General features: G+C 75.3%; 21 protein-coding genes. 14 read left to right on the top strand and 7 right to left on the bottom strand.

What is annotated here, in order from left to right:
• Positions 1-27 precede the first annotated feature (27 nt).
• Together AUV08_RS04400 and AUV08_RS04395 are read right to left on the bottom strand one after the other, a co-directional pair.
• Positions 28-996, bottom strand: a complete 969-nt coding sequence (locus tag AUV08_RS04400) for a metallophosphoesterase (protein WP_044658869.1) — start codon at positions 994-996, stop codon at positions 28-30.
• Positions 997-1,001: 5 nt separating this feature from the next.
• The gene (locus AUV08_RS04395) at positions 1,002-3,185 is read right to left on the bottom strand and encodes a transglycosylase domain-containing protein (RefSeq protein WP_061867652.1); all 2,184 of its coding nucleotides are present in this window, start codon (positions 3,183-3,185) and stop codon (positions 1,002-1,004) included.
• 68 nt (positions 3,186-3,253) lie between these two features.
• Here AUV08_RS04395 and AUV08_RS11925 point away from each other — a divergent pair, with 68 nt between their 5' ends.
• The 3 genes from AUV08_RS11925 to AUV08_RS04385 are packed head-to-tail and all read left to right on the top strand — an operon-like array spanning position 3,254 to position 4,810.
• Positions 3,254-3,421, top strand: a complete 168-nt coding sequence (locus AUV08_RS11925) for a DUF4177 domain-containing protein (RefSeq protein ID WP_010080276.1) — start codon at positions 3,254-3,256, stop codon at positions 3,419-3,421.
• Positions 3,418-3,918: a RidA family protein gene (locus AUV08_RS04390; RefSeq protein ID WP_020628330.1), complete on the top strand. Its 501-nt coding sequence runs from the start codon at positions 3,418-3,420 to the stop codon at positions 3,916-3,918. Before AUV08_RS11925 ends, AUV08_RS04390 begins: the two co-directional genes overlap by 4 nt.
• A complete protein-coding gene (locus AUV08_RS04385; protein ID WP_061867653.1) occupies positions 3,908-4,810 on the top strand; it encodes a hypothetical protein in 903 nt (300 codons plus the stop codon). The genes AUV08_RS04390 and AUV08_RS04385 overlap by 11 nt, the downstream gene beginning before the upstream one ends.
• 35 nt (positions 4,811-4,845) lie before the next feature.
• On the opposite strand, the gene AUV08_RS04380 is transcribed toward AUV08_RS04385, so the two are convergent.
• Positions 4,846-5,523, bottom strand: a complete 678-nt coding sequence (locus AUV08_RS04380) for a Crp/Fnr family transcriptional regulator (protein WP_002854021.1) — start codon at positions 5,521-5,523, stop codon at positions 4,846-4,848.
• A 174-nt stretch (positions 5,524-5,697) separates the two neighbouring features.
• On the opposite strand from AUV08_RS04380, the gene AUV08_RS04375 reads away from it, so the two are divergent.
• The 4 genes from AUV08_RS04375 to AUV08_RS04360 all read left to right on the top strand — a co-directional run bounded on the left by AUV08_RS04375 (position 5,698) and on the right by AUV08_RS04360 (position 9,459).
• Positions 5,698-7,053: a MarP family serine protease gene (locus tag AUV08_RS04375; protein ID WP_041103985.1), complete on the top strand. Its 1,356-nt coding sequence runs from the start codon at positions 5,698-5,700 to the stop codon at positions 7,051-7,053.
• A 119-nt stretch (positions 7,054-7,172) separates the two neighbouring features.
• On the top strand, positions 7,173-8,816 hold the full coding sequence (locus AUV08_RS04370) for a sodium-dependent transporter (RefSeq protein WP_041103987.1): 1,644 nt from the start codon (positions 7,173-7,175) through the stop codon (positions 8,814-8,816).
• 3 nt (positions 8,817-8,819) lie between these two features.
• Positions 8,820-9,005: a methionine/alanine import family NSS transporter small subunit gene (locus AUV08_RS04365; RefSeq protein WP_049144840.1), complete on the top strand. Its 186-nt coding sequence runs from the start codon at positions 8,820-8,822 to the stop codon at positions 9,003-9,005.
• The gene (locus AUV08_RS04360; RefSeq protein WP_049144842.1) at positions 8,977-9,459 is read left to right on the top strand and encodes a GntR family transcriptional regulator; all 483 of its coding nucleotides are present in this window, start codon (positions 8,977-8,979) and stop codon (positions 9,457-9,459) included. The genes AUV08_RS04365 and AUV08_RS04360 overlap by 29 nt, the downstream gene beginning before the upstream one ends.
• Positions 9,460-9,534: 75 nt before the next feature.
• On the opposite strand, the gene acs is transcribed toward AUV08_RS04360, so the two are convergent.
• Positions 9,535-11,475 (bottom strand): acetate--CoA ligase, encoded by a 1,941-nt coding sequence (acs, locus tag AUV08_RS04355; protein ID WP_061867654.1) that lies wholly within the window; start codon positions 11,473-11,475, stop codon positions 9,535-9,537.
• 234 nt (positions 11,476-11,709) lie between these two features.
• On the opposite strand from acs, the gene nth reads away from it, so the two are divergent.
• A complete protein-coding gene (gene nth / locus AUV08_RS04350; RefSeq protein ID WP_061867655.1) occupies positions 11,710-12,516 on the top strand; it encodes an endonuclease III in 807 nt (268 codons plus the stop codon).
• A gap of 21 nt (positions 12,517-12,537) precedes the next feature.
• On the opposite strand, the gene AUV08_RS04345 is transcribed toward nth, so the two are convergent.
• Positions 12,538-13,743: an NAD(P)-binding domain-containing protein gene (locus AUV08_RS04345; protein ID WP_061867656.1), complete on the bottom strand. Its 1,206-nt coding sequence runs from the start codon at positions 13,741-13,743 to the stop codon at positions 12,538-12,540.
• 36 nt (positions 13,744-13,779) lie between these two features.
• Here AUV08_RS04345 and AUV08_RS04340 point away from each other — a divergent pair, with 36 nt between their 5' ends.
• From AUV08_RS04340 to AUV08_RS04315, 6 genes are all read left to right on the top strand, one after another.
• On the top strand, positions 13,780-14,589 hold the full coding sequence (locus tag AUV08_RS04340) for a CoA pyrophosphatase (protein WP_041103998.1): 810 nt from the start codon (positions 13,780-13,782) through the stop codon (positions 14,587-14,589).
• A gap of 161 nt (positions 14,590-14,750) precedes the next feature.
• Positions 14,751-16,076: a CpaF family protein gene (locus AUV08_RS04335; RefSeq protein WP_061867170.1), complete on the top strand. Its 1,326-nt coding sequence runs from the start codon at positions 14,751-14,753 to the stop codon at positions 16,074-16,076.
• Positions 16,073-17,200 (top strand): type II secretion system F family protein, encoded by a 1,128-nt coding sequence (locus tag AUV08_RS04330; RefSeq protein WP_061867169.1) that lies wholly within the window; start codon positions 16,073-16,075, stop codon positions 17,198-17,200. Before AUV08_RS04335 ends, AUV08_RS04330 begins: the two co-directional genes overlap by 4 nt.
• Positions 17,201-17,376: 176 nt before the next feature.
• Positions 17,377-17,610 (top strand): DUF4244 domain-containing protein, encoded by a 234-nt coding sequence (locus tag AUV08_RS04325; protein ID WP_041104002.1) that lies wholly within the window; start codon positions 17,377-17,379, stop codon positions 17,608-17,610.
• Positions 17,603-18,055: a TadE family type IV pilus minor pilin gene (locus AUV08_RS04320; protein ID WP_041104004.1), complete on the top strand. Its 453-nt coding sequence runs from the start codon at positions 17,603-17,605 to the stop codon at positions 18,053-18,055. The genes AUV08_RS04325 and AUV08_RS04320 overlap by 8 nt, the downstream gene beginning before the upstream one ends.
• A complete protein-coding gene (locus AUV08_RS04315; protein WP_041104006.1) occupies positions 18,052-18,495 on the top strand; it encodes an Rv3654c family TadE-like protein in 444 nt (147 codons plus the stop codon). The genes AUV08_RS04320 and AUV08_RS04315 overlap by 4 nt, the downstream gene beginning before the upstream one ends.
• On the opposite strand, the gene AUV08_RS04310 is transcribed toward AUV08_RS04315, so the two are convergent.
• Positions 18,411-21,011, bottom strand: coding sequence for a DEAD/DEAH box helicase (locus AUV08_RS04310; RefSeq protein WP_061873112.1), 2,601 nt, complete (start codon positions 21,009-21,011; stop codon positions 18,411-18,413). The two genes, AUV08_RS04315 and AUV08_RS04310, sit on opposite strands and share 85 nt — an antisense overlap.
• Positions 21,008-21,781 (bottom strand): GNAT family N-acetyltransferase, encoded by a 774-nt coding sequence (locus tag AUV08_RS04305; protein ID WP_061867167.1) that lies wholly within the window; start codon positions 21,779-21,781, stop codon positions 21,008-21,010. The genes AUV08_RS04310 and AUV08_RS04305 overlap by 4 nt, the downstream gene beginning before the upstream one ends.
• Between the last annotated feature and the right edge of the window lie 46 nt (positions 21,782-21,827).

The following is a 21,827-nucleotide window of genomic DNA, read 5'->3' as shown; positions in this document are numbered from 1 at the left end:
CCCGCGGCCCCGGACGGGACAGGCGGCTCAGCCCCGCGGGACCAGGTCCAGCACCACGGCCTCGGGCCGGCACGCGAACCGCACGGGCGCGGACGGCGCGGTCCCCAGGCCGGCCGACACCTCGAGGGGGACGGTCCGCCCCGCGGCCATCCACGTCGAGACCCCGGAGGCCTGGCGGCGGGGCAGGTCGCAGTTGGTGACGAGCGCGCCGAGGAACGGCACGCACACCTGCCCGCCGTGGGTGTGGCCCGCGAGCAGCAGGTCGGCGCCGTCGGCGGTCATGGCGTCCAGCACGCGGCGGTACGGGGCGTGGGTGACGCCCAGCCGGAACCGCCCGTCGTCGCCGGGCCGCCCGGCGCCGCCGTCGGGCGCGGAGCCGGGGAAGCCGGCCCAGGCGTCCAGACCGAGGTGCGGGTCGTCGGTGCCGGCGGCGAGGACCTCGAGCGTGGTCCCGGCGCGGGTCGGCACGGCCAGAGCGGCGCCCCGGTTCGTCAGGTCGGCCCAGCCGGCGGCGCGGAACGCGCCGAACAGGACGTCGGAGGGAAGCCGGGGCCGGTCCGCGTCCATGCGCGAGGGGCCCGCGAAGTACCGGAGGGGGTTGGCCGCCTTGGGCGCGTAGTAGTCGTTGGAGCCGGGCACGAACACGCCGGGCCGCGCCAGCAGCGGCCCGAGCGCGTCGAGCACGAGCGGCACCGACGCCGCGGCGGACACGTTGTCACCCGTGTTGACCACGAGGTCCGGCTCGAGTGCATCCAATCCGCGCAGCCACGCCCGCTTGGCCCGGTGCCGGGGCAGCAGGTGGATGTCCGAGAGGTGCAGCACCCGCAGCGGCGCCGACCCGGCCGGCAGCACGGCCAGTCGGTGCGTGCGCACCGTCCGGGCCTCAGCCTCGGCGAGGCCCCAGGCCAGGCCGAGGCCCGCCGTCGCGGCCAGCCCGGCGGCGGCAGGCGCTGCGGCGCAGAACATGCGCCGGGCGGGGGAGGCGGCGGGGCGCATCGCGGTCAGAAGCCCGGGACCGCCTGGGGCTGCGGCCCGCCCCGGTCCAGGTCGTCGATGGTGAACTGGCGTCCGTCCGGGTGCTCGCCGGCCTCGCCCGGGTCCTCCGACTGCGGGCCGTCCCACTCGGGCAGTTCACCCGGCGGGAACTTCTCCTTGGCCAACTGGTTGTACTCGAGCCAGGACGGGCCGTTGATGGAGGTCGAGTAGAACGGGTTGCGGACCTCGCCATTGACGGTCTCGCCCGTCATGGACTTCAGGTTGTTGTAGCGGCCGGTCCACACGGCGGTGGCCAGCTTGCTGGTGAATCCGACGAACCACGTGGAGGACACGTTGTCGTTCGTGCCCGTCTTGCCGCCGAACTCGTAGCCGGCGCCCTCCTCGGCGATGTTGAAGCCGCCGATGTGGCGCAGGACCGGCATCAGCTCCCGGACGTGGTCCGGGTCGATGACCTGGTCGCACTGCGGGTCGGCGACGTCGTACTGGTTGCCGGCGGTGTCCGTGACCTCCAGGATGGCGCGCGGCTCGCAGTACAGGCCGTTCGCGGCGATGGCGGCGTACGCGCCGGCCAGGGAGAGCGGGGCCACCGAGTCCTTGCCGAGCAGGAAGGACGGGTCGTCCGGCTGCAGCGGGGAGCTGTCCAGGGCACGGGTGATGCCCAGCTGGGTGGTGAGGCTCGTGATGTCGCACAGGTCCAGCTGGTACGCGGTGGCGACGGTCGGGGTGTTCACGGACCAGAAGAGGCCCTCGTCCACGCGCACCTGCCGCAGCATGTTCGGGATCACGTTCTTGAACTGCCAGGTGCCGCCGATCGTGGTGTAGCCGCCCGGGCGGCACGAGGCCGCGAAGCGCGTGCCCGTGGGGTAGACGTTCCGGGAGGCGTCCACGGAGTCGACCAGGCGGTTGCCGTTGCGCAGCCACGTCAGGGCCACGAAGGGCTTGAGCGTGGAGCCGGCCTGGAAGCCCTGGCCGCCGCCCCACTGCTTGTCCACATTGAAGTTCAGCGAGGTGTGGCCGAGCTCGTCCTGGATGGCGTACTCGGTGTTCTGGGCCATGGTGCGGATGTTGCCGGTGCCGGCCTCCACCGAGGTGAGCGCGTGGCCGGCGCCCAGCGACTCGTTGTTGGGCACGGAGGCGCGCAGGTTCTTCTCGGTCTCCTTCTGGAGCGTCGAGTCGATCGTCGTGCGGATGGTGAGTCCGCCGCGGTCCAGCAGGGCCTGCCGGGACTGGACGTCCGGGCCGAACGTGGGGTCGGCAAGGATCTGCCGCTCCACGTAGTCGCAGAAGTAGGCGCCGAACTTGGCGTAGAGGCAGCCCGAGGGGCGGGACTCCATCACCACCTCCATCGGCTGGGCGACGGCGTGGTCGTACTCCTCCTGGGAGAGGTAGCCGTTGTCCTTCATCGCGTTCAGCACGAGGTTGCGCCGCTCCGTGGCCTCCTCCGGATTGCGGGCCGGGTTGAACCGGGTGGGGGACTGGACCATGCCGGCCAGCGTGGCGGCCTCCCAGCTCTCCAGGTCGGCGGCGGACTTGCCGAACACGTACTGCGAGGCGGCCTCGACCCCGTAGGCGCGGCCGGAGAACAGCACGATGTTGAGGTAGCCCTCGAGGATCTCGTCCTTCGACATCTGCTCCTCGACGGCGACGGCGAGCTTGATCTCCTTGACCTTGTCCGCGATGTTCTTGGAGCCGGAGAGGGTGAGGCGGGAGTCGCCGCGGATCTGCTGCACGTTCACCAGCATGTTGTTCACGAACTGCTGGGTGAGGGTGGAGGCGCCCTGCGTGGAGTCGGAGGTGGCGTTGTTCACGGCAGCGCGGATGAGGCCGCGCGCGTCCACGCCGTCGTGATCGTAGAAGCGCTCGTCCTCGATGGCCACGATCGCGTGCTGCATGTGCTCCGAGATCTCGTCCAGCGGGACCGGGGTGCGGTTCTCCTCGTAGAAGACGGCGATCTCCTCACCGTCCTCCGAGAGGATGCGCGACGGCACGGAGACCGGCTCCGTGGGCAGCTCGTCCGGCAGCTCGTCCAGCATCTCCCGGCCCGACGCGGCGGCGACACCGGCCAGGCCCGCGACGGGCAGCAGGAGGGCCGCCACGAGCAGGCCGGCCACCGCCGAGAGGCCCACGAAGGCGAGGAGGCGGCCGAGGGCGCTCGAGGGCGCGGGGAAGCGGGTCGTGCGGGAGGCCATGGGCGCGAGTGTAGCGCGGGCACCTGGGACCTCTTCCGGGGTCCGCGCCGGTGGCTAGGGTGGGTCCCATGACTCAGCAGACGCAGTGGGAGTACGCCACGATCCCCCTCCTCATCCACGCGACCAAGCAGATCCTCGACCAGTGGGGCGAGGACGGCTGGGAGCTCGTCACGGTGATCCCGGGCCCCGAGGGGAACAACCCCGTGGCCTACCTCAAGCGTCCGAAGGCGGCGTGAACGTGACGGAGCAGTCCTCGGCCCCCACCTGGGGCGACGGCGCCGTCGCGGCCCGCCTCGCGGAGCTCGGCATCGACCGACCCGCCGTCGCGGCGCCGGTCGGCTCCTACGTCCCGGCGCTGCGGGACGGCGACCTCGTGCTGACCTCCGGCCAGCTCCCCTTCGTGGCCGGCGCCCTGCCCGCCACCGGCAAGGTGGGCGCGGAGGTCACCCCCGAACGCGCCCAGGAGCTCGCGCGGGCATGCGCCGTGAACGCGGTGGCCGCGGTGCACGAGCTGGTGGGCGACCTGGACCGGGTCGCCCAGGTCGTCAAGGTCGTCGGCTTCGTGGCCTCCGACCCCGCGTTCACCGGTCAGCCCGGCGTGGTGAACGGCGCCTCGGACGTGCTGGCCGAGATCTTCGGCGAGGCCGGCCGCCACGCGCGCTCCGCCGTCGGCGTGGCCGTGCTGCCCATGGACGCTCCCGTCGAGGTGGAGATCACCGTCCGTGTCCGCTGACCCGGCCGGCCTGCTGCTGCCGGTCCCGGGGCAGGAGGAAGACCTCACCCGCCAGTGGCTGGACCGGCGCTTCCGCCAGGTCCGCCCGTCCCGGCCCGCGTCGTCCGTCGTGCTCGTGCGCGACGGTGACGACGGCCCGGAGGTCTTCCTCCGTCACCGCGCGGGACGCACCCCGCTCGGCCGCGTGGGCCTGCCCGGCGGCGCGCTCCTCGAGTCCGACGCCGACTCCTGCCCGTGGTACGGGCCCGAGCCCTCCCAGTGGGCCCGCACGTTCGGGACCACGGACCGGCGGCGTGCGCGGCAGCACGTGGTGGCCGCCGTCCGCGAGCTCCACGACGAGGCCGGAGTGCTCCTCGCCGGTCGCTCCGACACGGACGTCGTGTCCACGGCGCGCATCGAGACCTGGGGCGGGGGCCGCAGCTCCCTCGAGGAGGGCTCGGAGAGTCTGCCCCATCTGCTGGCCGCGCGTGGCCTCGGGGTGCGCGCCGACCTGCTGCGCCCCGTCATGCGCTGGCGATCCGCGCCCCACGTCCACCGACGCTTCGACACGGCCGTGTTCGCCACGATGACCCCACCGCTGCAGTCCGCGCCGGCATCCGAGGAACCCGGTCCCGAACTTCAGGCGTGGGTGCCCGCGCGTCGCGCGCTCGCCGGCCCGCTGCGGCTGCCCGGACCCGCCGGGGCGGAGGGCACGGCACCCTTCGACCAGGTGGCGACCCCGCTGACGCAGGTGATCGTGCGTCGGGTCGCGGCGCACCGGACGGCCGCCGCCTTCCTGCTCTCCGTCACGCCCTGTGTCCGGCGTGGTCCCGTGCCGGAATACCATCTGGCCACCGAGGCCGGCGACGACGGCACCCCCCGGATGCGCGTGGAGCGGGCCACCCGGGACTGACCGGGGTGGCCCGCTCCACGGCAGGGCGGGGGGCGTCAGCGCGAACGCTGACGCAGACGCTGCAGGTCCAGGATGACCACGGCGCGGTTCTCCAGGCGGATCCAGCCGCGCTGGACGAACTCGGCCAGGGCCTTGTTCACGGTCTCGCGGGACGCGCCCACCAGCTGGGCGAGCTCCTCCTGCGTGAGGTCGTGCGCCACCAGCAGGCCGTCCGCGGCCGGCCGGCCGAAGCGGTCCGCGAGGTCCAGGAGCGCCTTGGCCACGCGGCCCGGCACGTCCGAGAACACCAGGTCCGCCAGGGACTCGTTGGTCTTGGACAGGCGCTGGGCCAGGGCCTGGAGCAGCTGGACCGACACATCCGGCGACGAGGCGATGGCGCGGCGCAGGTTCTCATGGCGCAGACCGGCCAGGCGCGTGGCGGACACCGCGGTGGCGGTGGCGTTGCGCGGGGCGGGGTTGAACAGGGCCATCTCGCCGAAGATCTCGCCGGGGCCGAGCACGGCCACGAGGTTCTCGCGGCCGTCCGAAGCGGTGCGGCCGAGCTTGATCTTGCCGGACATGATCACGTACAGCTGATCGCCCTGGTCGCCCTCGTGGAACGCGGACGCGCCGCGGGAGAGCTCCACCTCGGTCAGCTCCGAGGTGAGGATGGCGAACACCTCGTCGTCCAGGTTGGTGAACAGCGGAGCCTTCCGCAGAACCTCGAGATCCATGTGTGCGTGTCCTCTCTGTGGGCAGTTCCTCACACCGCGGCGGAGGAGCCGCCCGGTTCACTGGCGTCCATTGTGCCCCATACCCCCGTGCGGGCCGATACCCTGGATCCTCCACCGGGCGCGCGGGCGGTCCCCGTGCGTGGCCGGTGCCGTCGCATCCGAAGGAGGTCGCCCATGCCGCTGGGTCTGACGTGGCTGGACGTCCTGCTCATCGTCGCGCTCGCGATGCTCCTGGTCCAGGGCCACCGTCGCGGCCTGTGGGTGGTGCTGGGCAACCTCGTCGGCCTGGTCGGCGGTGCCGCGATCGCGTTCTACGCCCTGCCGGAGGTGGCGGAGTTCGTCACCGCGCCGCAGTGGCGGTGGGCCGCGCTGATCGCCACCCTCGTCCTGCTCGTGGCGGCGGGCCAGTACGTGGGCGCCGCCATCGGCGAGGCGATCCGGCTGCGCGTGAACCTGCCGGCCCTGCGACTCGTCGACCGCCTGCTCGGCGCGCTCGCCGCCGGTCTCGCGGGCGCCCTCGTCCTCTGGCTCGTGGCGTTCTCCATCGCGGCCTCCGGCTCCACCGCGGTCACCCGTGAGGTGAACCGCTCGCAGGTGATCACGGCGCTGGACACCGTGATGCCCGACTCGCTCCTGGCCTGGGCCGCCCGCTCGCGCTCCGCCGTCGCCGACCTGGACGTGCTGCCGGAGCTCGAGCTGCCCGCCCCCGTCCCGGAGTCCGACGACGGCGTCCGCGCCGCCCCGGCCCCGGCCGCGACGCCGGGTCTGCCCTCGGCCGCCTCCTCCCCGTCCGACACCGCGACGTCCGCCCCGTCCGCCTCGGCGACCCCCGAGGAGCCCGACGACGCCGCCGCGCCGTCGGCCACGACGACCGCCCCCGCCTCGTCGACGTCGACGGCCGCCCCCTCGACTCCCGCCGCCTCCTCGGCGTCGGCCGCCGTCGTCCGGCTGACCGGGACGGCCGCGCAGTGCAGCCAGGTGCAGAGCGGCTCGGGCGTGGCCGTGGCCCCGGACCGCGTGCTCACGAACGCGCACGTGGTCCTCGGCGTGGACGCCCCCACCGTGACGGACCGCGCCCGCGGCGTGCACGCGGCGCGGATCGTCCACCTGGACACGGCGCACGACCTCGCCGTCCTGGCGGTCGACGACGCGAACCTGCCCGTCATGCCGGTCGGCGCCGAGCTGACGGGCGGCGCGTCGGCCTCCGTCCTGGGCTATCCCGACGGCGGCCCGTTCGCCTCCACCCCCGCGACCGTGCAGGCCGTCGGCGAGGTGCCGCTCGGCGACGTCCTGACCGGTGCCGCGAGCATGGTGGACGTCTACACCCTCGCGGCGGACATCCGCCACGGCTACTCGGGCGGCCCGGTGGTGGACACGGCCGGGAACCTGGCCGGTCTGGTGTTCGCCCGGGCCCCGGGCTCGGACGCCGTCGGCTACGCCCTGACGGCGGACACCATCGCCCCCGTCGTCGCCGCGGCCCCGGAAATGACGGCCACGGTCCCTTCGGGGGACTGCGTCCCGGGCGGCTGAGCCGGCGCCGCGCCACGCGCCTGATGCCCGCATTCCGGACCGGACTGTCCGGCAACGGCCCGTGTCGACTATTGTGTCCTCCGTCACACTCGAGTTTTCCCGACCCCCGGAGGTCCTGCATGTCCAGCACCGTCTCCGCGCCCGCGTCGGCGCCGAAGCGCACCCGGGAGGAGTTCACCGGCCGGTGGGCCTTCATCCTGGCGGCCATCGGCTCCGCCGTGGGCCTCGGCAACATCTGGCGCTTCCCCTACGTCGCCTATGAGAACGGCGGCGGCGCGTTCGTCATCCCCTACCTGATCGCGCTGCTCACCGCGGGCATCCCGCTGCTGTTCTTCGACTACGCGATCGGCCACCGCTTCCGCGGCTCCGCGCCGCTGGCGTTCCGGCGCCTGTCCCGGTGGACCGAGACCGTCGGCTGGTGGCAGGTGCTCATCTGCGTCGTCATCGGGATCTACTACGCCGCGATCATCGGCTGGGCGATCATGTACACCTGGTTCTCCGTGGACCAGCGGTGGGGCGACGACCCGGAGACCTTCCTCATGGGCGACTACCTGCAGGTCGCCGACGACCCGTCCCCGTCCTTCGACGTCGTCTCGGGCGTCTTCTGGCCCATGCTCGCCGTCTGGGTGATCACGCTGCTCATCATGGGCTTCGGCGTGCGCCGGGGCGTGGCCCTGGCCTCGATGGTCGGCATCCCGCTGCTCGTCGTGATGTTCCTGATCCTCGTCGGCATCGCCCTCACCCTGCCGGGCGCCGCCCAGGGCCTGGACGCGCTGTTCACGCCGAACTGGGCCGCGCTGGCGGACCCGGGCGTCTGGATCGCCGCCTACGGTCAGATCTTCTTCTCGCTGTCCGTCGGCTTCGGCATCATGATCACCTACGCTTCCTACCTCAACCGCCGCACGAACCTCACCGGCTCCGGCCTCGTGGTCGGCTTCTCCAACTCGGGCTTCGAGATCCTGGCCGGCATCGGCGTGTTCTCCGCCCTGGGCTTCATGGCGCAGGCCTCCGGCGTGTCCGTGGCCGAGGTGGCCGGCAGCGGCATCGGCCTGGCGTTCATCGCCTTCCCCACCCTGATCTCGCAGGCCCCGCTCGGCGCCCTGATCGGCGTGCTGTTCTTCGGCTCGCTCGTGGTCGCCGGCTTCACCTCGCTGATCTCGATCCTCGAGGTCGTCATCTCCGCCGTGAAGGACAAGCTCGGCTGGGGCCGCTGGACGGCCACGATCGTGGTGATCGGCCTGTCCGGGGTGGTCTCCCTCGCCCTGTTCTCCACCACCACGGGCCTGCAGATGCTGGACACCATGGACGCGTTCGCCAACAACTTCGGCATCGTGGGCGCGGCGCTCCTGTCGGTGCTCCTGGTCACCGGTGCGCTGGGCTCGGCCCGTCGCATCACGGCGCACCTCAACGCCGTCTCCTCCTTCAAGGTCGGCCGCGGGTACGTGCTGCTGATCGGCGTGCTCATGCCGATCGTGCTCGCCTACATCTGGCTCTCCTGGATCATGAAGGTGATCGCGGAGGGCTATGAGGGCTACCCGGGCGACTTCCTCGGCGTCTTCGGCTGGGGCATCGCGCTCGGCTCCGTCGCCCTGGCGATCCTGCTCTCCCTGATCCCGTGGTCCCGCAAGTCCAACCTCTACGCCGAGGACCTGGACAGCGAGATCCACGGCGACCTCATCCCGCACAACGCCGTGCCCGAGGGCACCGTCCCCACCGGCGCCCTGCCGGTGGTGCCCGCGGCCGCCACCCGGAAGGAGCTCTGACCGATGAGCACCGCAGCGATCGTCATGATGTCCCTGGCCATCCTCCTGGTGTGGGGCGGCCTCGCGGTCTCCGCCGTCCACCTGCTCCGCCACCCGGACGACTCCTCGGGCGACCTCGCCATCGAGGACGAACTGGCCCCCGCCGTGTGGGAGCGCGAGGATGGCCGTCTCGACGCGCAGCACCGGTGAGTCGATGAGGGCCCCCGGTCCGTCCGCAGCGGCCCCGTCCGCGGCCTCGGTCGCCGACGGGGCCGCGGGCGTGGTCTCCGCCTCCCTGCCGGTCGTGGCGGTGGACGGGAGCCTGCCGGCCCCGCCCTACCGGCAGATCGTGGACGCGGTCCTGGCCGGCGTCGCCTCCGGATCCCTCGCCCGCGGGGACCGACTGCCGCCCGTGCGTGCGCTCGCGGCCGAGCTCGGCGTGGCACCGGGCACCGTGGCCCGGGCCTACAAGGAGCTCGAGGCGCACGGCACCATCCGCACCCGGGGGCGCGCGGGCACGTTCGTGGCCGCCTCGGCGGACGCCCGCGCGGACGCCGCGCACCAGGCCGTGCGCCGCTGTCTCGACACCCTGCTCGAACGCCTCGGCTACACGCCCGACGAGGCCGTGGAGCTGGTCCGGCGGGACGCGGCCGCCCGCGCCTGAGCCGGGCCCGCCCACCGACGACGCCGCCCCGGACCGCACACAGCGTGCGGACCGGGGCGGCGTCGTCGTGCCGGCTCAGGCCTTCGGTGCGAGCGTCTCCACGATGCGCTGCATGACCGTGGGGTCGGCCAGCGTGGTGGAGTCGCCCGGGTCGCGGCCCTCGGCCACGTCCTTGAGCAGGCGGCGCATGATCTTGCCGGAGCGCGTCTTGGGCAGCTCGGGGACCACGAGCACGCGCTTGGGCTTGGCGATGGGGCCGATGTTCTTGCCCACGTGCTGCCGCAGCTCCTCCTCGACCTCGGCGACGTCGCGATCGGCCGCGGCGGCGTCCTCGGTGAGCAGGACGAACGCGACGACCGCCTCGCCCGTGGTCTCATCCTTCGCGCCGACCACCGCGGACTCGGCCACGGACGGGTGCGCCACGAGGGAGGACTCGATCTCGGTGGTGGACAGGCGGTGGCCGGAGACGTTCATGACGTCGTCCACGCGGCCCAGCAGCCAGATGTCGCCGTCCTCGTCGTAGCGGGCGCCGTCGCCGGCGAAGTACATGCCGGGGAAGCGGGACCAGTAGGTCTCCTTGAAGCGCTCCCGGTCGCCCCAGATGCCGCGCAGCATGGACGGCCACGGCTCGCGCACCACGAGGAAGCCCGCGCTCGTGTCCGTCATGGGCTCGCCGAGCTCGTCCACGACCTCCAGCACGACGCCGGGCACTGGCCTCTGGGCGGAACCGGGCTTGAGGGTGGTCACGCCGGGCAGCGGGGTGAGCATGTGGGCGCCTGTCTCGGTCTGCCACCAGGTGTCCACGATGGGGCAGCGGCCGGCGCCGATGACCTCGTGGTACCAGCGCCAGGCCTCCGGGTTGATGGCCTCGCCCACGGAGCCGAGCACGCGCAGGCTGGAGAGGTCGTACTCGTCCGGGATGTGCCGGCCCCACTTCATGAACGTGCGGATCGCCGTCGGCGCCGTGTAGAGGATGCTCACGCCGTACTTCTGCACGATCTCCCACCAGCGGCCCTGGTGCGGGGAGTCCGGGGTGCCCTCGTAGATCACCTGGGTGGCGCCGTTGACCAGCGGCGCATAGGCGACGTAGGAGTGCCCGGTGACCCAGCCGACGTCGGCGGTGCACCAGAAGACGTCCGACTCCGGGTGCAGGTCGAAGGTGTCGTGGTGGGTGGCCGCGGCCTGCACGAGGTAGCCGCCGGTGGTGTGCAGGATGCCCTTCGGCTTCCCGGTGGTACCGGAGGTGTAGAGGATGTAGAGCGGGTGCTCGGCGTCGTGCCACACGAGCTCGTGCTCGTCGGACTGGGCGTCCACGACGTCGTGCCACCACAGGTCGCGGCCCTCGGTCATCTCGACCTCGGCCTCGTTGCGGCGGACCACGAGCACGTGCTCGGCGGTGTGGCCGGGCGCGGAGAGGGCCTGGTCCACGGCGGGCTTGAGCATGGAGGGCTTGCCGCGGCGGAAGGAGCCGTCGGCCGTGACGACGAGCTTGGCCTCGGCGTCGTCCACGCGGGAGCGCAGGGCGTCGGAGGAGAAGCCGCCGAAGACCACGGAGTGGACCGCGCCGATGCGCGCGCACGCGAGCATCGTGATGACGGCCTCCGGGATCATCGGCAGGTAGACGGCCACGCGGTCTCCCTTGGTCACGCCGAGGGACTCGAACGCGTTGGCGGCGCGCCGGACCTCGGCGGCCAGGTCGGCGTAGGTGTAAGTCCGGGTGTCGCCGGGCTCGCCCTCGAAGTGGATGGCCACGCGGTCGCCGTGGCCGGCCTCGACGTGGCGGTCCAGGGCGTTGTACGCGGCGTTGGTGGTGCCGCCGACGAACCACTTCGCGAAGGGCGCGTCGGACCAGTCCAGGACGTCGGTGAAGTCCTGCTCCCAGTGCAGGATCTCGCGGGCGCGGCGGGCCCAGTAGGCCAGGCGGTCCTCGGCGGCCTCCTCGTAGAGGTCGGCTCCGGCCACCGCCTGGGCGGCGAACTCGGTCGGGGGCGGGAACGTGGGGATCTGCTCGTCCATCGACGGGGTCCTTTCGGGGTGGTGCGGTCGGTGCGCGGCACGGATGTGACGCGTCCCACACTAGTCTCCCGCCTCAGCATGCCGCGCGCGGCGTCGTCGCCACAAATCCTCAGGTCCTGTGTGTCGCATCGCACCCAGAAGCGGGGGCCGGACGCGGTGCGGACGTCGGCATGTGCCCCGCTCCCTAGGATGGTCGGACCTGAGCGGATCGCACGAGGGCGGGAGGACGCGCGGATGGAGACGGAGTCGACGGGCACGCCGACCGGGGAGACCCGGCTGGCCCTGGTGCGCCGGGCGCGGCGGATCGACCGGATCCTGGCCGAGACGTACCCGTACGCCGTCGCCGAGCTGGACTTCGAGACGCCGTTCGAGCTGCTCGTGGCCACGGTGCTGTCCGCCCAGACCACCGACGTGCGCGTCAACGCGGCCACGCCGGCGCTGTTCGCCCGCTTCCCGGATGCCCACGCGATGGCGGCGGCCACCGAGCCCGAGCTGCAGGAGCTCGTGCGCTCCACGGGGTTCTACCGGAACAAGGCCTCGGCGATCCTGCGGCTGTCCCAGGAGCTCGTGGCCCGGCACGACGGCGAGGTCCCCGCCCGTCTCGAGGACCTCGTGGCGCTGCCCGGGGTGGGGCGCAAGACCGCGTTCGTGGTGCTCGGCAACGCCTTCGGCCAGCCCGGGATCACGGTGGACACGCACGTCGGCCGGCTGGCCCGACGCCTGGGGTTCACGGACGAGACCGACCCGGTGAAGGTGGAGCACGCCGTGGGCGCCCTGTTCCCGCGCCGTGACTGGACGATGCTCTCCCACCGGCTGATCTTCCACGGCCGCCGCGTGTGCCACGCGCGCCGCCCGGCGTGCGGGGCGTGCCCGATCGCCCGCTGGTGCCCGTCCTACGGCGAGGGGGAGACCGACCCCGAGCGGGCGCGCGCCCTGCTCGCCTACGAGCTCAAGCCCGGCCGGGAGGAGCTGCTCGAGCTCCTGCGCGCGGGGCGGACGCGCCGCGAGCTGCGCGCGCTCGGCCACGGACTGGAGGCCTGACCGCCCGGCTGGTCCACCCGCTCAGCCCGCGGTGAGGCCCGCGAGGATCGCGTCGACGGCCCGGCGCGCGTGCACCCCCACGCCCGCGAGCGTGGCCGAGGCGGCCCCGCACCAGTCGTCGTAGCCGAGCAGGTGCAGCCCCGGCACGTCCACCGAGGCGGTCGGCAGCGCACGCTCCGTCGCCGGCGCCCCGGAGGGGCGGCGGGTCAGCTCGAGGCTCCGCAGGTGGCGCAGGTCCGCCCGGAAGCCCGTGCACCAGACGACGTCGTCCACCGGGTGCTCGGTGCCGCGCACCCGGGCCGCGGCGCGGCTGGCGGCGGGCCAGCCGTGGCTCGCGCCGGCGTCGTGGTCCCAGCGGACGCCGTCCGGCGTGAGCGCGGTGGGCGCGGGGACCGCGTGGAGCCCGGCCTCGTCGCGGGCGCGGATCACCGAGGGCACCATGACGATGTCCCCGAGGTCGCCCACGCGCGCCTCGGAGCGGCCCAGCACGCGCGCCGAGGCCCGGTCGAAGAGCACCCGCCCGTCCACGTCGTCCGGCATGAACCGGGGCGGACGCCGGGTGGCCCACGTGGTGGCGACACCCGCCAGCAGCAGGTCAGCCGCGATCTGGGCGCCCGAGTTGCCGCCGCCCACCACGAGGACGCGCCGCCCGGCGAACGCGTCGGGGGAGCGGTACGCGGCGGAGTGCCGCTGCGTGCCGCCGAAGCGGTCGGCGCCCGGGAGAGCCGGCACGAACGGGCGGGTGAACGAGCCGGTCGCGGAGACCACCGCGCGGGCGCTCAGGGCCGTGCCGTCCTCGAGCCGCAGGGTGAACGGCGGGGACGCGGCGGCGTCGTGCGTCACCGCCGCGACACGCACGCCCCGGCGCACCGGCAGCCCGTAGCGGTCCTCGTAGTCGGCCAGGTAGGCGACGACGTGCCCGGCGTCCGGGGTGCCGGGACCGGGCGACGGCGGCATGGGTCGGCCCGGCAGGGAGGAGTGCTCGGCGGGGGAGAACAGGCGCAGGGAGTCCCAGTGGTGCGGCCACGCGCCGCCGGGCTGGGCGGACGCGTCGAGCAGGACGAACGACGGCGGCGGGCCCGGCCGGCGCCCGCGGTCGACGTCCCGCGCGGCCCGGGCCAGGAAGTAGCCGACCGCCAGTCCGGCCTGTCCGGCGCCGATCACCGCGACGTCCACCGGATCCGGGGACGCGGCGTCCGCCGGGGGCGAGGTCAGGGGAGCCGTCATGCCCCGAGGCTACGACCGGCGGCTAGCGTGGGGGCTATGCCTGAGACCCCCGCGAGCCCCCGCCCGACCTCCCGCGACGCCGCCGGGACGTCCGAGGCGTCGCTGACGGGTGCGCGGGACCAGCTGGCGGACCTCGTGGCCCGGTGGGGCACGGCCCCTGCGGACGCGCCCGGTCACCACGACCCGGCCTCGCTCACCACCATCCCGCCCGAGGCCGTGCCGATGTGGGGCTTCGAGTGGCCCCGGTCCGGCGATCCGCGCCCCTCCGCCGTGCTGATCCTGTTCGGCGCCCTCGACGACGTCCCCGCCCGTCACGACGCCGAGCGCGTGCACCCGCACGTGGACGTGCTGCTGACCCAGCGCGCCGCCACCCTGCGCCAGCACGCCGGGCAGATCGCGTTCCCCGGCGGTCGCGTCGACCCCGAGGACGCCGACGTCGTGGCCACGGCCCTGCGCGAGGCGCAGGAGGAGACCGGCTTGGACCCGGCCGGCGTGGAGGTCCTGGGCGTGCTGCCGGCGGTGCCGGTGGTGGTCTCCGGGCACGTGGTGCACCCGGTGCTCGGGTGGTGGCGGGACCCCAGTCGCGTGGCGGTGGTCGACCAGGCCGAGGCCGCGGCCGTGTTCCGGATGCCGGTCGCGGACCTGGTGGACCCCGCGAACCGGTGCCGCGTGGCCCGGCCCGGCGGCCGCCGCGGCGAGACGCCGGGCTTCCTCGTGGGCGAGCGCCTGGTGTGGGGGTTCACGGCGGCGCTGCTGGACCGTGTGCTGGCGCTGCTGGGCTGGGACGTGCCGTGGGACGACTCCCGCGTGCGCGACGCGCGGACCCACGAGATCCTGCGCGGTTGACGGCTGCGCGGCGCCGTCCGCTCCTGCACAGGCGCCGGGGGGTGGGCACGTGTCCCCAGCCGGACGACCGGGGCAGGCGGGCGCGCGGGCGAGGCGGTGGACTGGACGGGCCGGCGGCCGCGGACCGCGGCGGCCGCCCCCCATCCCGCAGGAGGTCCGCCATGCGCCCGTTCGTCCCCGCCGCCCCGGCCCGCCCGCCCCGGGGCCGACGGTCCCGCCTCGCCCCGCCCGAGGGCGGCCGACGGTTCCCGTGGCCCCGCACCGGTGCGGCCGAGCCGGAACGCACGCAGGTCGCCGCGCCGCCGCTCGCCGCACCCGCAGCGGGCCCCTGCGGGCTGGACGTCGCCGCCGTGCGCCGACGCGTGGCCGAGGCCCGCGCGTCGGCCGCGGACGGTGCGGAGCCGCCGCTGGCCCCGCTGATCGCCGAGGCCCTCGACGCGCCGATCGACGACCCGCGCGTGGCGGCGCTGGTCGATGAGCTCGACGGCTTCGGCCCGCTCGCACCCTGGGTGCGCACCCCGGGCGTGACTGACGTGCTCGTGGACGGCGTGGGCGCGGTGTGGACCGACGGGGACGAGGGCCTCGTCCGCCGCCCCGGTCGGCTCGACCCCGAGACCGCCGGGGCGCTCGCGGTGCGGCTGCTGCACCGGGCCGGCCGCCGCCTCGATGCGGCGGTGCCGCTGGCCGACGCCCGCGTGGGCGGCGTGCGCGTCCACGCGGTCCTGCCCCCGGTCAGTGGCGGCGGCACCCTGCTGAGCCTGCGGATCCCGGCCGCGACGACGCCGTCGCTGGCCGCGCTGGCCGACGGCTGGCCGGACGGCGCCCTCTGGGCCGACGCCCTCGAGGCGCTCGTGCGCGACCGCGCCACCGTCCTGGTCAGCGGCGCGACCGGGGCGGGCAAGACCACCCTGCTCTCCGCGGCCCTCGGCCGGGTGCCGGGGGACGAACGGATCGTCGTCGTGGAGGACACGGCCGAGGCCGCGCCCGATCACCCGCACGTGGTCGCCCTGCAGTGCCGCGCCGCCAACGCGGAGGGCGCCGGCGAGGTCGGACTGGCCGAGCTCGTCCGCCACGCGCTGCGGATGCGGCCGGACCGGCTCGTGGTCGGCGAGTGCCGCGGCGCCGAGGTGGCCGATGTCCTCACCGCCCTGAACACGGGCCACCAGGGCGCGTGGGGCACCCTGCACGCCAACGCCGCCGCCGAGGTGCCCGCCCGGCTGACGGCCATGGCCTCCCTGGCCGGCTGGCGGCCCGAGACGGTGGCCGCGCAGGCCCGCGCCGGCGTGGACGCCGTGCTGCACCTCGCCCGCGACGGCCACGGGCGGCACCCCGTCGAGCTCGCCGTCCCGGACCCGCGCGCCGACGGGTTCGCCCTGCTGCCCGCCCTCACGTGGCGACCCGGGACGGAGGCGGCGGGCGGGCGGACCATCGAGGGACCCGGCGTGCCCGCGCTCGCGGCCCGGCTCGCGGGGCGGAGCGGCCGGTGAGCACGACGACGGCGGCCGGGCAGGCACGACGGTCGCGCGCTGGGCGTGCCGCGGCGCTGCTGTCCTGGCGGGCGGGGCGGCCGACGCCGGAGGAGGAGACGGAGGTGCTCGTCGGCGTGCTGCGCCGCTGGGCCGCCCTCGTCTCGGCCGGCCTGACCGAGGAGCAGGCCTGGCGGGAGACCGCGTGCACCCTGCCCGCCTGCGGGCCGGGCCCGAGCGAGGCGGGCACCGCGTGCTGTGCCCATCACCGCGCCCGACGCCGGGCCGAGGCACTGGCCTGGGATGTGCCGGCGTCGCATGCGCCGACCGGGGAGGCGGCGCGCGGCGGCGGGACCCTGCCCTGGCGGACCCCCGCACGGGACCCGGGCTGGGCGCTGGTCGACGCGGCGCTCGCGGCCGGGGCCCGGGCGGGTGCCGCTCCCGCTGCCGTGGCCCGGCGGCTGGCCCACAGTCTCGAGGCGGACGTGGACGCGGCCCGGGCCCGCCGCTCGGCCGCGGCGGGGCCGGGCGCGACGTCCCGACTGCTGCAGTGGCTGCCCCTGGGCGGCCTCGGCCTCGCGTGGCTGCTCGGCACCTCCCCGTGGGACCTGGCCCGCTCGCCCTTCGGTGCCGTGGTCGCCGCGGTGGGGCTGCTGTTCTGGCTGGCCGGGCGGTCCTGGACGCGCCTGCTGCTGCGTGCGGCCGCGCGCGAACCGGCGGCGGTGGGCGCCGCCGTCGTGCTGGACGTGTTGGCGGCGCTGCTCAGCGCCGGCCGATCCCTGCCCGCCGCGCTGGACGACCTCGGCCGAACCCTGCCGGGCGCCCGCGGCCTGCGCACCACCGCGACGCTGCTGCTCTGGGGCCGGGACTGGGACGAGGCGTGGGCGGGGCTCGACACGGACCCGGTGTGGATCGAGACCGCCGCCCGGCTGCGGCCGCTGCACCGGTCCGGGATGGCCGGCGCCCGCACGCTGGCCGAGACCGCCGCCGCCGTCCGTCAGCAGACCCGGCGGGCCGATGAACGGGCGGCCGAGGAGCTCGCCGTGCGCCTGGTGATGCCGCTGGGGCTGTGCCTGCTGCCGGCCTTCGTGTGCTGGGGCGTGGTGCCCGTCGTCATGGCCCTGCTCGGGGCGGGACCGGGCTGAGGCCGTGGCGACGCCGGGGCGTCCGGTCCTGCACAGGGCCCCGATCGCCCCGGCCCATCCCCGGATCCGCATCGCCCCCGGCGCGCGGGCCCCGGAGCGGGCCAGCCTGGGACCAGCGGCCCGGCCGGGCCGTCATCACCGCCCCGCACCGCGGGGCCCACTCCAGGAGGACCACCATGACCCACCGCTCCCACTCCGCCCAGCCCGCCGTCACCCGCCCCAGCGACCGCGACCGCCTCGCCCGCGTCGTCGACGCTGCGGGCGAGGAGACCGGCGCGATCACGGCCGAGTACGGCATCCTCACGCTCGCCGCCGTGGGCTTCGCGGGCGTGCTGGCCGTCGTGCTCACCAGCCCGGACGTGCAGTCGCTGCTCGTGGACCTCGTCTCCGGGGCGCTCCAGCGTGACTGAGCACCCGACCTCCGCCTCGCCGTCCGGGCGCCGCACGGGCGCCCGGACGGCGGGGTGGCCCCGGGCGCTCCGGGGCGGCGAGACCGGGGCCGTCACGGCCGAGTACGCGGTGCTGCTGCCCGTGATCGCGTTCGTGCTCGTGTCCGTCCTGCTGGCCGGGGCCGCCGCGGTGCAGCAGGTGCGGGGTCAGGACGCGGCGGCGTCGGCCGCCCGCATCCTCGCCCGGGGCGATGACGAGGCGGCGGCCCGGGACGCCGTGGCACGCATGGCCGGCGACGATGCCTCGCTCTCGCACACCATCAAGGGCGGCTGGGTGACCGTCGAGGTCGTCCAGCCCGGTCCCGGGCCGCTCGCCTGGGCCGAGGCCCTCACCCTCACCGCGCACGCCGCCGCCCCCGACCAGCGGCCCGGAACGCCCGCCGCTTCGCCGGAGGACCGGTCATGACCCGCGGGAGGGCGCCCGCGCGGGGCGAACGCGGCTCGGGCACCGTGTCCGTCCTGGGCACCGCCGCCCTGGGGGCGGGGCTGCTGCTGGCGGTCGCGGCGCTGGGGCAGGCCTCGGTCACCGGCGCCCGGGCGGCCGGGGCCGCCGATCTGGCGGCGCTCGCCGCCTCCGACGCCCGGCGCGGGCTCTCCGACCACGAGCCGTGCGCGCTGGCCGGGCGGACCGCCGAACGCAACGGGGCCGCCGTCGTGGCGTGCGAGGTGCGCGAGGACGGGACCGTGCGCGTCGCGGTCGAGCTCACCCGCGCCCCGCTGCCGGCGGCCACGGCCGACGCCGTCGCGGGCCCGCCGCGGTCTCAGGCCCCGGGCGCCGCGTCCGTGGCCCCGCCGGAGGAGGCGCCGCCCGAGCCGTCGGTCGAGGCGTCCGCCGGGACGAGGTGATCGGCGTGGTCCATCAGGAACCGCAGGACGGTCAGCGCGCCGGCCTTGTCCAGTGGGCTGTTGCGATTGCCGCACTTGGGGGACTGCACACAGGACGGGCAGCCCTCCGCGCACTCGCACGCCGCGATGGCCCCCGCCGTCGCCTCGACCCAGCGCCGCGCCTGCTCGAAGCCGCGCTCGGTGAAGCCCGCCCCGCCGGGCCGGCCGTCGTAGACGAACACGGCGGGGGAGCCGGTGTCCGGATGCAGGACCATCGAGACGCCGCCGATGTCCCAGCGGTCGTTCGAGGCGACGAGCGGCATCATGCCGATCATCGCGTGCTCGGCCGCGTGCAGGGCGCCGGGCAGGCGATCCGTGGTCAGTCCCGCGGCGATGAGCTCGTCCGAGGCTGCCTGGAACCACACCGCGGAGGTGAACAGGTCCCGTGCCGGCAGGTCGAGGGGCTCCTCGCCGAGCACCTCCCCGGAGACCAGGGCCTTGCGCTGGAAGGACACCACCTGGGTGCGGACCTGCACGTCCCCGAGGCACCAGCGCAGGGTGCCCGCGCGCGCGTCCAGGCGGCGGTGCACCGCCACGATCTCGATCTCCGTGACGTCCCGGGCCTGCGTGGTGAAGTCCGGCCAGGCGCGCGTGACGACCACCGCGTGCGCGTCCTCGTCCAGCTCCTCCACGAGGTACGTGCGGTCCTGGTGCACGTACACCGCGCCGGGATGCGCCTGGTAGTGGGTCTGGGGCGAGTCCATCGTGCCCAGCAGGGCACCGGACTCGGCGTCGATGATGTCCATGGGCCCGCCGCCGTCGTCCCGCAGGGAGACCATGCCGGCGGCGTGCTCGGGGTGCGTCCAGAACCAGCCGGCCGGCCGACGGCGCAGCAGCCCCTGCTCGACCAGCACGTCCAGCAGGGCGCGCACCCGCTCCGGCTCCCCGAACCAGCCGAACGCCTCGGGCGTGATCGGCAGCTCGGCGGCGGCCGCGCACAGCTGCGGGCCGAGCAGGTGCGGGTTCTCCGGGTCCACCACGGTGTCCTCCACGCCCAGGTCGAACACGGCCTCCGGGTGGTCCACCACGAACGTGTCCAGGGGGTCGTCCGAGGCCACGAAGAACGCGAGCGCGTCCTGGCCGCCGCGCCCGGCGCGGCCGATCTGCTGGAAGAACGACGCGCGGGTGCCCGGCCAGCCGGCCACCACCACCGCGTCCAGCCCCGCGACGTCGATGCCCATCTCCAGCGCCGGCGTCGAGGCCATGCCCAGCAGCCGACCCGAGCGCAGGTCCGCCTCCAGCTCCCGCCGCTCCTCGGGCAGATAGCCCGAGCGGTAGGCCGCGATCCGCGTGCCGAGCCCCGGCTCGACCTCCTCGAGCTGCCGCTTGGCCGCGCTGGCGATGGCCTCGGCCCCGCGCCGCGAGCGGATGAACGCCAGCGTGCGCACCTGCTGCAGGGCCAGGTCCGTGACCAGGTCGGCGGCGGCGGCCATCGCCGAGCGGCGGACGGGCGCGCCGTTCTCGCCCCGACGGTCCGTCAGCTCCGGCTCCCAGAACGCCACCGTGACCGCCCCGTGCGGGGACGCGTCCTCGGTGACGGCCCTGGCCGGCGCCCCGATCAGTCGGGCGAAGTGCCCGGCCGGATCCGCCGACGTCGCCGACGCCCCGATGAACACGGTCTCCGGCCGGTCCCCGCGGTAGTGGGCGGCGATGCGCCGCAGCCGGCGCAGCAGGATGCCCACCTGCGAGCCGAAGACGCCCCGGTAGGTGTGCGACTCGTCCACCACCACGAACGCCAGGTTCCGGAAGAACGCGGCCCACCGCTCGTGGTGCGGCAGGATCCCGACGTGGAGCATGTCCGGGTTGGTCATGAGCACGCTGGCGTGCTCGCGGGCCCAGATCCGGTCCTGCGGTGCGGTGTCGCCGTCGTAGGGGGCCGCGCGCAGCCCCGGGGCGCCGTCCCGCTCGAGGGCGCGCCAGGAGGTCAGCTGGTCCGCCGCGAGGGCCTTGGTGGGGGCGAGGTAGAGCGCGGTGGCCCGGGGGTCGGCGGCCAGCCGGGTGCCGACCGCCAGTTGGTAGCCCAGCGACTTGCCCGACGCCGTGCCCGTGGCGAGCACGGTGTGCGTCCCCGCGCCGGCCAGGGCCGCGGCGCGCACCTGGTGCAGCCACGGCCGCTCGACGCCGCGCGCCGCGAACGCCCCGACCAGGCCCTCCGGAGCGTCCGCGGGCCAGTCCGTGTGCCGGGCCTGCCGTGCGGGCAGCTCGGTGACGTGGCGGATCTGCTCGGGCAGCCCGGTCCGGCCCAGCGCCGCACGGAGTCCGGCCCCCGCCGGGGTGTCCGGGCGCAGGTCGCCGGGTGCCGTGACGGACAGCCCGGCCACGACGTCGGCCACCACCTCACCGACGGGCTGCGGCTCCGGTCCGGAGAAGTCCGGGTCAGCGTCGTCGACGGGCGGCGCGGCGTCCGCCGCGCCGGGCGTCCCCCAGCCGCCCGCGGGATCCGCCCAGGGATCGTGCTCCGGGAGGTGGCCGGTCACGCCCCCATGGTGCCGGTGTGCTCGGCGGTGGGGTTGTCCTCGGCCAGGCCGCGACCCCAGATGGACACGGGGCCGAGGTCGGTCCAGGCCAGGTGGCGGTACAGCTTCTGCCCGTCCGGCGAGGCGACGAGCAGGCCGCGGCTGATCTCACCCTCGCTCATGACCTCGGAGGTGAGATAGCGCATCACGAGGGAGCCGAGGCCGCGGCGACGGTGGTTCGGGGACGTCCAGATCCGGTCGTAGACGGCGGTGCCGTCCGCCTCGGTGACCCAGCCGAGGGCGGCGAGCTCCTCCTCGCCCTCGGGCGCGGTCGAGGCGCCGACGGCCAGGATGCGCAGGCGACGGCTGCCCTCCATCGGCTGGTCCACGCGGGCCTCATAGCCCTCGGGCAGCAGCGGGGGCTCCACGTCCTGCAGCTCGGGGTCCATGTCCATGGTCATGAAGCGCTCCGGCTCGGCCTGGGACTTCAGGCCCATGGCCTTCGGGTCCTCACCGGCGTCGCCGAACACGGTGAGCAGGATCTGCTCCTGGTCCCGCAGCGCCTCGCGCAGGTCCTCCAGCTCCGCGCGGGAGGGGTTCACCACCACGTGCTCCCACGTGGCCGGCACGTCCACCGTGGCGCGACCGGAGCCGCCGGGGATCATGCGGGCGGGGCGAGGGGTGCGCAGGGCCGCGCGTCGCCCCGCCTCCTGGCTCGTGCGGTAGCCGCGCGATCGCGACCAGGCCGCGAACCAGATGTCGACCAGTGCCGGATCCAGATGCTCAGTCATGTCTGAAGGGTAAGGCGTGTGGCCGGTGCGGGCCAGGCCCCGCCCG

It is taken from the genome of Micrococcus sp. CH7, assembly GCF_001595485.1.
In the GTDB taxonomy this organism is placed as follows: Bacteria; Actinomycetota; Actinomycetes; order Actinomycetales; family Micrococcaceae; genus Micrococcus; species Micrococcus luteus.
Note: the sequence above shows the minus strand (reverse complement) of the source record. Positions and strands in the feature narration are given on the sequence as shown.